Origin of the sequence: Bacteroides sp. AM37-9 (genome assembly GCF_003603455.1) — a bacterium.
GTDB classification, from domain to species: Bacteria; Bacteroidota; Bacteroidia; order Bacteroidales; family Bacteroidaceae; genus Bacteroides; species Bacteroides xylanisolvens.
Window position 1 is genome coordinate 271,494 of sequence record NZ_QTNF01000002.1, and the last position, 12,530, is coordinate 284,023.

Annotated in this window: 8 protein-coding genes; all 8 read right to left on the minus strand. The window is 39.9% G+C overall.

Features of this window, described 5'->3' with window-relative positions; translation table 11 throughout:
- Nucleotides 1–176: 176 nt before the first annotated feature.
- The 8 genes from DW862_RS02280 to fmt all read right to left on the minus strand — a co-directional run bounded on the left by DW862_RS02280 (nucleotide 177) and on the right by fmt (nucleotide 12,502).
- A complete protein-coding gene (locus DW862_RS02280) occupies nucleotides 177–4,136 on the minus strand; it encodes a helix-turn-helix domain-containing protein (RefSeq protein WP_120067249.1) in 3,960 nt (1,319 codons plus the stop codon).
- An 820-nt stretch (nucleotides 4,137–4,956) separates the two neighbouring features.
- The gene (gene glmM / locus DW862_RS02285; protein WP_008020557.1) at nucleotides 4,957–6,345 is read right to left on the minus strand and encodes a phosphoglucosamine mutase; all 1,389 of its coding nucleotides are present in this window, start codon (nucleotides 6,343–6,345) and stop codon (nucleotides 4,957–4,959) included.
- Between the two features lie 37 nt (nucleotides 6,346–6,382).
- A complete protein-coding gene (locus tag DW862_RS02290; RefSeq protein WP_008641986.1) occupies nucleotides 6,383–7,078 on the minus strand; it encodes a DUF4827 domain-containing protein in 696 nt (231 codons plus the stop codon).
- Between the two features lie 118 nt (nucleotides 7,079–7,196).
- Entirely contained in the window at nucleotides 7,197–8,234 is a 1,038-nt protein-coding gene (locus DW862_RS02295) for a bifunctional oligoribonuclease/PAP phosphatase NrnA (protein WP_004313064.1), read from the minus strand.
- A gap of 46 nt (nucleotides 8,235–8,280) precedes the next feature.
- Nucleotides 8,281–10,374, minus strand: coding sequence for a ComEC/Rec2 family competence protein (locus DW862_RS02300; RefSeq protein ID WP_120067222.1), 2,094 nt, complete (start codon nucleotides 10,372–10,374; stop codon nucleotides 8,281–8,283).
- A 119-nt stretch (nucleotides 10,375–10,493) separates the two neighbouring features.
- Nucleotides 10,494–10,736, minus strand: coding sequence for a hypothetical protein (locus DW862_RS02305; RefSeq protein WP_008020549.1), 243 nt, complete (start codon nucleotides 10,734–10,736; stop codon nucleotides 10,494–10,496).
- Nucleotides 10,737–10,812: 76 nt separating this feature from the next.
- Nucleotides 10,813–11,463, minus strand: coding sequence for a ribulose-phosphate 3-epimerase (gene rpe / locus DW862_RS02310; protein ID WP_120067223.1), 651 nt, complete (start codon nucleotides 11,461–11,463; stop codon nucleotides 10,813–10,815).
- A gap of 67 nt (nucleotides 11,464–11,530) precedes the next feature.
- A complete protein-coding gene (fmt, locus tag DW862_RS02315) occupies nucleotides 11,531–12,502 on the minus strand; it encodes a methionyl-tRNA formyltransferase (RefSeq protein WP_049702297.1) in 972 nt (323 codons plus the stop codon).
- Nucleotides 12,503–12,530 lie beyond the last annotated feature (28 nt).

Below are 12,530 nucleotides of genomic sequence, written 5' to 3' on the forward strand. Positions count from 1 at the left end.
GGCAAAATAAAGACACATATTTAAAGCACAGAATGGTAAATTAGAGCACAGATTAACGCACTAATAATCAACATAATAAAATCAACAAAAGGGATTTAGAGCACAAGGTTGTGACAAACAAATAAATAATAATGTTTCCCAACTAATCACCTATACGAAAGAATTTAACCTGACAATCAGCATACCTTTCGCTGTTCCCGATAATCTTTCGGTGTCATCCCGAACCGACGGGTAAACTCTTTATAAAAATAAGACCGGCTGGAAATACCGACCTCCATAATAACATCTTGAATAGAAAGTTCTTCATCAAGTAACAGGCGGGCTGCCTTTTCCATACGGTAACTCTTTATTAAATCACCGGGAGCAGTATTGGAGATTTCCTTGAATTTACGATAGAACTGACGGGAACTCATTGCCATACGATCAGCGATCAACGTTGAGCCCAGTTCTTCCTTGTCCAGGTTTTCTTCAATCACCTTTAACAATTTACGAATAAAATCAGCTTGTTCGGTAGTTGTACAGACAATCTGTCCCGCCAAATCTCCCAGTTCCTCCATATATATCTGCTTCGCTTCCCGCTTTCCATAAATAGCATTATGGACAACTTCCCGCAAGAATAATATATCATAAGGAAGTACAATATAAGAATCAGACCACAAGATCAGTTCCCGCTGAATGGCCGAACCAACTTTCCAAGTTAACAATGGAATAAAAGCTGTCTTTGAAAGCAGAGTACGATTCCGGCTAACATACTCCATAAAAGTACTTTCAGCATTGGCATACATTGTCATATCCACTAATAATAGAGCCGGAGCCGACCGACGAATTTCGTCAAAAGCAAGCTGCACACTCTTTACTTGATGAACCACATATTCATCAGCCAGGAAATTACTAATCAACCAAGTCATTTCATCTCTGTCTTCCAACAAAAGCACAGTTTTTTTCCCTTGTTCACCTGCCACTGTCAAGACTGCCGGTTCAAAGATAATCGTCAACCGACTACCACTCTCATCATCATCATAACGAAGAACGGCATGAATACGTTCCAAAGCCGACCGTACAAAACCTAAAAGTAAATGCACAGCAAACACATGATCGGAATCTTTCTCCGTCACTGAAGAAGCTTTATCTGAAAGATATTCATACAACGCTTTCGCAGTAGCATCTTTAGAAGAAAAATGTAGCTGCATCTTACCATCCTGTTCTGACATTTCTACTATTACGCCATGAGTACCTTTCATTTCAGTAATCCGAAGATAGCAGCAATAAAGAATACTGTATAATGCATTCTTGTAAACTGGAAATGTTAAGTGTTCCGGAATCATTGACGATATAGAAGAATGATCAATCCCTTGTTCTTCCAACGTACGTAACACCTCTTGAGAAACTCCCTGTATACTCATACGTGCAGAAACAATAAACCGATCCGGAAAGAATTGTTTAAGTTCTTCCAAAAACAGAGCGTCAGGATTAAGAAGTGCGTTCATCACAGTTTCGCGTATCAGTGACACTTTCTCAAGACATTGCTCATAAGAAAGATTCTCTGCACGCAATTGGTCACAATAATTATAAATAAGAGTAAAATCTTCAAGCATCCTACGGTTTGTATATACAGTCTCGGATTTCCGGCAACTTTCTGTCCCCATCAGTGTTTTCATCATCCGTTCCTGAAGATAGTTTTTACGTAGTAAATATATCACGTACCCTAACAGCAACAAGAAAATGACCAAATAAACAAAATAAGCCGCCACCGATCGATACCAGGGAGAAAGGATATATACCGGAATAGAAAAATGCCGATATTCCGTATCAAATACATCCCTCTTATAGCGTACCTTAAAGATATAATCACCTGCCGGCACTCCTGTATATGAGGCTTCATTAATACTACTAAAAGAGGTCCAATCCTTATCATATCCTTCCAACTGGTAAGAATATTCTATATCTTCTCCTGATAAAAAATCCGGAACAACAAAAGAAAGTGCAAATGAAACCTCCGTCCCCTTCAACTGTAATGCCTTACCATCGTCTGTATAGTAATCTCCATCCCCCTGAACCACTTGCGTATGTCCAACAGTCAACTTACGTAACAAAATATCCGGATAAAATTCCGGAGCAGCCTGCACCTCTTTATCCAGATAAAGCAACCCGTCAATCCCACCGAAAAAAAGCTCCTGTGTATATGGACACATGTAATAAGCATCATCACTAAACTCACCGATTTGAACACCTGCACTGTAAAAGTAGGCATGTGATGAGCCATTTATCGGATTATATTTAATCAGCCCCCGATTCGTACCAAGCCATAAGAGTCCGTTCTCATCTTCAAGTACACCATGAATCATATCATTGAGCAAACCTTGCTCCCGTCCGATATAGGTAGCTTTCATCTGTTTTCCATTAGAATTCAGACATACCAATCCTGATGTTGTCCCTACATATAACAACCCTTCTTTGGTCCGATACAGGCTGAGCACATCGTCTACCGACTTATGAAGCATTTCTTTCAAAGAAATCACTTTATATTCTTCAGTCCGCTTATCAAACCGTACGAGTCCTTTCTCCCGACTGCCAAGCCACAAAATAGAATCCCCCTCGGGCAACATTGGATAGAACATCGTAATTTCTCGCTGACCGTGAAAAAAATGATAACTTTTCTGCGACTTGAAACGAATGGTACCTGCCTGCTTCTCAAGTATTAATTTATGAAAACCGGAACCGGCTGTCACCACATAAAGTACACTATCATTTTCCTCATAAATGCCATGTATCTCGGTGGGTTGTGCCGACAGGTTCTCCACAGAATGCAAAGTTTTGTCTTCAAAAGAGTAGTAAAATAGTCCCGGATCTCCAGATCCTATCCAAAAGCCATCCATATAACGGCTTTGAACCAATTTATAAACAGGAAATTCTTTATTCCATCGTATATAAGACACAACATTTTGCTTACCTTCAGGAGAGTAAACTGTAACGGCAGAAGCCTCCTCATTCTCACGATAATCCGGTATATGCAACAGTCCATCACCTTTCGTCCCGAACCATAGCCCACCACTATTGTCTGTCATAACAGAACGTACCTGCCTGCTTAAGTTAGATGACAGTTGATTGAGCATCAAATTGGTGGCAATAGAATATTTCTTAGCATACATAATCGTTCCTTGTCCGTCCGAAGCAACCCATAAGACATTCTGATGAGGATCTCGATAAATACTATATATACGCACATTCCGGTCGACCACTTCTTCTTTATATTTTTGTGAAGTACGGAGACGGACTAACCCATTCGTTCGAAAACCAATAATAATATCTTCATAGAAAAGGGCTATTCCTGCAATAGTTCCATTCTTCTGCACTAATGAAGAAAGGTTACGAATATAAATTTTAGATTGTCGGGAAATATCATAAACATAAAGATCATGCTCACTATCGATAAAACAAAGAACGCCATTCTGATAAAAGACATCTTCAATAGGTTTCGCATGAAAATTAGTAGATGAAACAGTTGAATGAATTGATAATGTGTCACAATCAAAAGCATCCTGCGAAACCTGTAACAGCTCCCCTGTTTGTTGAGTGAAAATCCACAAAACACCATCATCCGTGACGAACGCCCGTTTATCCATATCTTCTACGGGTACTTTCAGATTCTTAATCTGTACAAATCGTTTATAAGATGTATTATAGTAGAAAATTCCACCATGACTCACCACCCATGTGTTTCCTTTAGAATTGGAATGTAGATAATAATCATCTGTAAAGTCATAATATCCGACAACTTGCCGTGAATCCTGTGAAAGACGATTGATCCCCAAATGGGTAGAAATCCACAAACAATTATTATCCGCCTGCTGAATAGAATGGATTACGTTGTTACTCAAAGCCTTGGGAGCTGAAAAATCGGAACGGAAAACTTCCATGCTTCTGCCGTCATAACAATTGACGCCATCGTAAGTACCGAACCACATCAACCCTGTATTGTCTTGAAAAAGACAAAGCACAGCGCTATTAGATAATCCTTGCTGATAATCTACTTTCCGGAAGATATATGAATCTTTACCGCCATCTGCCTGACAGATCAATGAATAAATCAATAGAACAAAAGGAAAAATCAAGCGTATTTTCATTGTGTTAATCATTAATATCATCTATTAAATATCAGGTAATCGCTTATATGTTTTGTTTCGCAGTGCGAAAAAAAATAGCCATTAATAATCGATGTCTTTGATTCTCTTTACACAAAGATACGTTTTTATACGGAAAATGCAACTCTATTTTATCAAGTACCTCTATTTTTCAACAATTACTTCACTACTAAGTTCACACAATCTAAGAGTCTGCCTCTTCCATTTTTCAATGATCTCATCATTATAAATAATAATGCAATCAGTTTTATTTTCATATCGCACGTTTATCAATATGTATATTTAAGCCATGTGTTTATCATTGATATAAGACCTATAAAGTTTTGTATACCAATTGATATTCTTGTAGTGTATCTATGCTAACGACGCAGAAAAGTAAGCTTCGTTGATTACTTCTCTCTCAACACTGCTTACTTCTCATGTAATCTATTAATAGAAAAGTTGCTCTTGATTAAGTCCAAACTTTCTTTTTATTAACAGTAAAGTTGCTTTTCATCCCTTCCAATCTATAAATGCAATCTTCATTTATAAAAACAAAGGTTCCGTTTTTAAAAACAAAGCTTGCATTTATAAAAATGAAGCTTTCATTTTAAGTTTGTAAATAACAAAAGAGAAGTTTACTATTAGACGAAAGGAAGTTTAGACTTAATCAAAAGAAACTTTATTGTTAATACTCAAGGAGAAGAGTAACTATCATCATTCTGTGGATATCATCCTAATAAAAAGTCTCGTATATCAATGAGACAACTTATTCAGTTATCTTTATGATATACGAGACTCAAATGTTATAAATAAAATCCTATTTTACAGGATATTATTTTGCTAATTCATTAATCACATCCATTATCTTCTGACCGATTTCTTCAGCAGCCTCCATGGTAGAAGCTTCACTATACACACGGATGATCGGTTCTGTATTACTCTTGCGCAAATGTACCCATTTGTCGGCAAAGTCTATTTTCACACCGTCGATATCGTTGATTTCTTCGTTCTTATAGATTTCCTTTACTTTGGCAAGGATAGCATCTACATCGATTTCCGGAGTCAGGTCTACACGGTTTTTAGCAATGAAGTAAGGAGGATAAGTAGCACGGAGCTCGCTAACCTTCTTTCCTTCGTGAGCCAGATGGCTAAGGAATAATGCGATGCCTACCAATGCATCACGTCCGTAGTGACTGGCAGGATAAATTACTCCACCATTTCCCTCACCACCGATAACAGCATTGATTGCTTTCATCTTCGTTACCACATTTACTTCGCCTACGGCAGAAGCGCTGTATTCCATTCCATACTTGCGAGTTACATCACGCAAAGCACGGGTAGAGCTTAAATTAGAAACAGTGTTACCGGGGGTATGTTTCAGTACATAGTCGGCAACAGTAACCAATGTATATTCTTCACCGTACATTACGCCATTCTCGCAGATCATTGCCAGACGGTCAACATCGGGGTCTACAACAAAAGCTACATCGGCCTTTCCACCTTTCATTAAGTTCATGATGTCACCGAGGTTCTTTTCAAGCGGTTCGGGGTTGTGCTGGAAGTTTCCGGTAGGTTCACAGTAGAGTTTTTCTACATGTTTCACCCCCAAACGTTCAAGAAGTTCGGGAAGAATGATACCACCTACCGAGTTTACACAGTCAATAGCTACCCGGAAATCAGCTTTTTTGATAGCTTCTACATCTACCAGATCGAGAGCCAATACACTGTCGATATGTTTCTGATTATAAGTCAGGTCTTTGCGGTAAGAGCCCAAGTGATCTACGTCAGCATAGTCAAATTCTTCTGCTTCAGCAATACGAAGCACTTCGTTGCCTTCGGCTGCATTCAGAAATTCGCCATGTTCATTCAGTAACTTCAGTGCGTTCCACTGTTTCGGGTTATGAGAAGCTGTCAGGATGATGCCACCACAAGCGCCTTCCATAGTTACAGCAAGCTCTGTGGTCGGAGTAGAAGCAAGATCAATATCTACTACATCCCAGCCCATTCCCATTAATGTGCCGACTACTACGTTTTTTACCATTTCACCCGAGATGCGGGCATCGCGTCCCACAACAATCTTGTTGCTCTTCGCTTTGCAGGTCTTACGAATTAAAGTAGCATAAGCCGAGGTGAATTTTACAATGTCAAGCGGGTTCAGTCCTTCTCCCGCTCCTCCGCCGATGGTTCCGCGGATTCCAGAGATAGATTTGATTAGAGTCATAGGTTTTTAACTAAAAGATTTATCTAATGTTAGTGCTTTAGCTTTTTGCTTTCTCAAATTTCCAGATATCATAGAAATAAGGATTGACATATTGTTGTGCAGTTGTATGCCCCATCTTAGAAGGTACAATCAGGCGTACATGTGCATTATTACGCAAATAAGGTAAGGCAATCAACCATCCGGATGGAATTGCAGTTCCATAACCTTGATTAACCCATAATAAATCATATTCCAAACTACCGGATAAAACGATCCCATAAACAGTAGACGCGTTTTGTACATAACGGAATGTTAATGGAAACTTATAATAATCAGGGTAATCCATCCATTCTTCTAAAGCTACATTGAAACAAGTAACCTCTCCTGTCATCATATCCTTTTCTACATAACGAGTACAAATGATGTTATCAGTAGCAAAAGTATCTACTTCATTAATAAACTCAACCCCATTCTCACCTTCCTCTTTCCCGCCACGATCTACGATCTGCATATATACGCCGTTGGAAAAAGCAACATATTCGTCATATCCATCCCCAGCTTCTTTTGAAGCCGTAACAGTGTCTCGTTCGAACTCTTCCAGTGAAATGACACGAATATCATTATCTTTGATGAACTTATTCACCGCATTTTTCTCGTCTTCCAGCATTTCTGCATAAGTCTTCGAATTGTCGCATGCCTGGAACAGACTTCCGGCGGTTAACAAAGAGAGAAATAAAAATACAAGTTTCTTCATTATCTGTTATTTAGCTATATTCCGCACAAATGTATCTCAAAATCATTAAAAGTTGAAAGGGGGAAGTTGAAAGTTCGTATCTTTTAACCTTTCCATATTCACTTTTAACCTTCCATCTTTAGCTTTTCGCTGTTAGCAAAGGTTTATACTTCTCAAGCGCTTTCTCAAAGACCGCTTTTGCCTCTTCCATCGTTCCGAAAAACTCACCGCCCGAAGCGTTCAAATGTCCGCCACCGTTGAAAAATTCAGCGGCTAACTGATTACATGGAAAGGTTCCTACCGAACGAAGGGAGATTTTAATCATCGGCTTCTCTGTATCTTCCCGCAAGAAGCAGGAGAAACAAACATTCTTGATGGAAAGGGGGATGTTTACGAAGCCTTCGCTATCACCTTTTATATAGTTAAACTTACTTTGCTCGGCTTTTGTCAATGTGATTAATGCCGAATTACAATCCGGATAAACAGTCATGTTCGACAGTACATAGCCCATCAAACGCAAACGGCTCTCGGAATAGGTATTGTACACCTTACGGTAAATATCATCCTTATCGATTCCTTTGGAAAGTAGTTCGCTAATGATAAAATAAATTTCCCGGTTATTCGAATTATAAGTGAATCCTCCTGTATCTGTCATCATGCCTGTGTAGATACATTCTGCGCCTTCCTTCGTGATATCACTGAAATATCCCATACGACAAATCAGCCGGAATATCAATTCGGAAGTAGAAGAAATCTTAGGATAGGACATTACAATCTTACAGAAATCTTCGGGATACAGGTGATGATCGATCATGATTTTACGCGCAGGAGATGCAGCCACAGCATCTGCCATATCGTCAATACGCTTCAGTGCATTGAAGTCGAGACAACAGATTACGTCAGCTTCGGCTATCAACTTATCGGCAAAATCTTTGTAACGGTCATACAAAAGAATATCCTTACTGCCCGGCATCCATCGCAAGAAATCGGGAAAGGCATTCGGCACAATTACGTTTACTGTTTTTTCCTGTGAATCCAGAAAATGATATAATCCCAATGATGAACCAATAGCGTCGCCGTCAGGAGAAACATGGGATACAATTACTATTTTGTCAGCTCGTTCAAACCATTTGGTAAAATGGTCTATTTTGGCTTGTTCAATTACTTTCGTCAACATACTCTTAAACTTTATCAAGGTGCAAATGTACGATAAATCTTTGTACTTAGAGCAAAAAGCGGACAGAACCTTCGTCAGACAAAGAGATAAATCGCAGACCGGATTTCTTGCATTCGCTTTCAAGTAGGTGTTTGCGGTATTCCGAGAGGGACGCGTCCAATATGACGTAAGAGAAAGAAAAGACCTGGGCGAGTTCTTCCAGATGACCGTCATATCCTTTGCATAAGTAAAGATACTGAATATATAACGGAGAAACGGTAGATTTGTTTCGCCAACGGTTATCGTTTATGACACATACACGACAACCATGATAGGATATAATCTGCTGTTGACGGTTAAGTTCAGCGTGCCGGCAATCAGCCGTTATTTCTTGGGGAGGAAGAAGGTGATGACGCTTCCAATAGTTAGCTGTCATGTGTTTCAGACGTTTTTCATTGGAGAGAGTATCCATATAGTTTATCCAGGATTGTCCGTCACTCTTTATGCAATGTACTGCCGGACAGCCACGCATATTGTAAAAGACTAAACTCGTTTGAGGACGATCCAGCCAATACAGCGTTGCATGATAAGTCCCCATCAACAAGATAGAAAAAAGACAGATTTGCAGATTCCGGTATCGGCGATTCATGAAATAATAGGTTAGCAGAGCGATAACAATATAGATACCTAGCACTTCTGACTGATAAAGCCAAATTCCATCTATAGAAGCGCAAGGAAGCCGTTCTACCCATCGGACAAAGAAATTAAGTCCTTCCAACAGCTTCTTAACACCTCCGGCCACTCCTATCTGAAGCCAGGAGAAAGGAGTCAGAAGAAGCATTGCGACAGCAGCATATAAGATAATCGTAATCAAAGGTATAACAACTAAATTCGTCAACAGAAAATGCACGGAGAATCGAGAGAAATAAAACAGAACAAGCGGAGCTGTTCCTATTTGTGCGGCAACAGATATACTCATCAGCCCCCAAACATACTTTCCTATTCTACTTTTCACGGTAATCAAATGGTAGATCGGCTTTTGGATAAGCAAGATAGAAGCAACAGCAAGGAAAGAGAGTTGAAAACCAACATCGAACAACCATGCAGGATTGCAGAATAACATCAACCACGCAGCTACCGCCAATGTATTTAAAGATAAAGGTTCACGACCAGTCATATCCGCCATAGCTAAAATCGAAAACATACTGACCGAACGTACTACCGACGGAGAAAGCCCTGTAAAAAAAGCAAAGGTCCACAATAAGACAAGAAGAAAAACAGAACGCACACATCTACCTATATTTCCTCTTCGGGCAATAGGTTTCAGAATGAAAAAGATCATTGTATATAAAAGTCCGATATGCAAACCGGATAGAGCAAGAATATGGCTTGCACCTGCTACCGAATAACTTTCACGAACCGAATCACTTAATTCTGTCTTATCTCCTATTGTTAGTGCTGAAAGTACTGCCAGTTCATCCCCGTTGAATCCCAGTTCCTGATAAAGTGAAACCATGTTTCTTCTACAAGAGCTGGCTACACTTTTGAGGTCAAAGTTATTCATTCCGTCGCATTTTATCCATTTCCCGGATGCAACATATCCTGTTCCGCTAATACCTTTCCGCATCAGGAAGCGGGCATAATCAAATTCATCAAAGTTTCGATTGTTGAGAGGAGGAGAAATGTGGGCAGAAATCAGCAGTTCATCTCCACTCTTCAAACGGGAGGCAGACGAATCTTGCTGTAGATAAAGAACCGCAGTATGTCCTATCGGATATATGCCCGCAGTATCACGACGTTCTTTTAATAATGCCTGACAGAGGTAAGTATGTTCTTTTGGTTGAGCTGCATCCGTTATCAAAACCCGGTACACAGTTTCTTCTTTCGGAAAAGAGCAGACAGCCTGTTGCAATTGTCCAGTCATCCCAAGCCATCCTCCCGTAAAACAAAGAGCGGAGATAGCTATCCCAAAACACCATCGCAGCGAATAGCGCTTCAGAAAATAAAGAGCAAAAGACAATGCAGCAAAAAAGCCAAAGAAGAGAATACCACAAAGGGGGGCCCATGAACGGTCAAAAAAATGATCTCCACAAAAAACGCCTGCTATCCAAGGGATAAGCAGGCGTATAAATGGATATCGATGGACGTTATAAAGAAACAATGTCGCAGTTATTTCACAGATTCTTCAGCCACTTCTTTCCCGACTTAGTGAATGTCCACAGATAAATACCTCCAACAATCACACATCCTACTGTAAAAACAAAACCTAACATTTCCATATCATTTTAATATTTTATTAGCTAATAATGCAGACAAAGTTGTCAAAACAATACCCGTTACAGCTATATACCAATTATTTTCATCCAAAAAGTTGGCGTATAGAGGTATAATTATACCAATCACAAGTCCAGCAAATGAAAGCTTCGAAAGATCAAAAAAATAACCAGCCAATTTTTCTTTTCTAGTCTTATCTCTTTCTTTGGTTTCTTTTCTAACCTCCTGCTGTTGACTCCAAGTTCCCATTTTTGTTTATTTTCCAACAAAGGTAACTTTTATATTTTATATCTAAGCTAATTTACCAATATTTATAATTCATCCACTACAGTTCGTGCAACTGACGAATCATTCCTTCCGGATCCTGTGCACCAAAGACAGCATTTCCAGCCACCAACGCATCGGCTCCCGCCTCAACCAGACGGGCCCCTGTTTCCAGATTCACGCCACCGTCTACTTCAATCAGGGCTTTCGAACCTGTCCGTTCAATCAGGGCACGCAGTTCACGAACTTTTTCTACCGAATGTTCGATAAACTTCTGCCCGCCAAATCCTGGATTCACGCTCATGATAAGCACCATATACACGTCCCGGATAATATCTTGCAGAAGAGCTACAGGAGTAGCAGGATTGATCGTTACAGCAGGCTGCATCCCGGCTTCTCTGATTTGTTGAATCACCCGATGCAGATGTGGACAAGCTTCATAATGCACATTCATCGTATGAGCACCCAATGCTTTTACTTCCGGAATGAATTTCTCCGGATTCACAATCATCAAATGCACATCCAACGGCTTCTTACTTAACTTCGCTACATATTTCAGTACCGGAAAGCCAAATGAAATATTCGGAACAAATACTCCGTCCATAATATCAATATGTACCCACTCCGCTTCACTGCGGTTTACCATTTCAATATCCTTTGCCAAATATCCAAAATCGGCAGAAAGAATAGAAGGAGCGATAATCGGTTTCATAATTCTTTTATTTTAGGTTCTAATTGTCTCGTGTTCGGGACGGTTTTTATTCTATCTTATTGTCAGATCACTTCATCTTACACCCATCTTCCAGGTGATAACCACGAAGCAACTCATCTGTTTTCAGTCGTTTTTTACCGGGTAATTGTAAAGAAAGAATAGATACAAATCCATCCGGTACAGCTACTTTCATAAATTTCTTGCCATCAGTTACGATTGTTCCGGCAGCCAATTGATGTGATTCATAAACTTTCTCACTTTCAAATATTTTCACGACCACACTTTCTGCTTTTTCGGAAGCAATCAGTTCACTCCAGGCAGCGGGGTAAGGTGATAGTCCACGGATAAAATCGTAGATCTTCTTCACCGGCTGGTTCCAGTCAATCCGGCAAGTTTCTTTAAATATCTTCGGAGCAGGACGGAGTTCACCGACAACTGCCATTTCTTCTTGAGGAATTGGTTTGACCGTTCCATTCAGTATAGCATCTACTGTTTCAAGAACCAGTTTTCCTCCCAACATCATCAATTTATCATGTACCACTTCTACATTATCCGTATCTGCAATAGGCACACGTACCTGTTGAATGACCTCTCCGGTATCTATCTCATGCTTCAAAAAGAAAGTCGTAATCCCGGTTTCCGTATCACCGTTGATAACCGCCCAGTTGATAGGAGCAGCTCCACGATATTGAGGAAGTAAAGAAGCATGAAGATTAAATGTACCCAGTCGCGGCATATTCCATACCACTTCCGGCAACATACGGAAAGCAACTACAATCTGCAAATCCGCTTTCCATTCACGCAACGCTTCCACAAAAGCTTCATCTTTCAACTTTTCCGGTTGAAGCAACGGTAAATTCTGTTCGAGCGCATATTGTTTGACAGGAGAATATTGAATCTTATGTCCGCGTCCGGCAGGTTTATCGGGCATCGTAATCACACCCACTACATTATAACCGCCTTCTACCAATTGACGCAGGGCCTCTACTGCAAAATCGGGAGTCCCCATATATACTATTCTTAAGTCCTCTTTCTTCATCATTTTAAATATGTTATCATTACTTAGG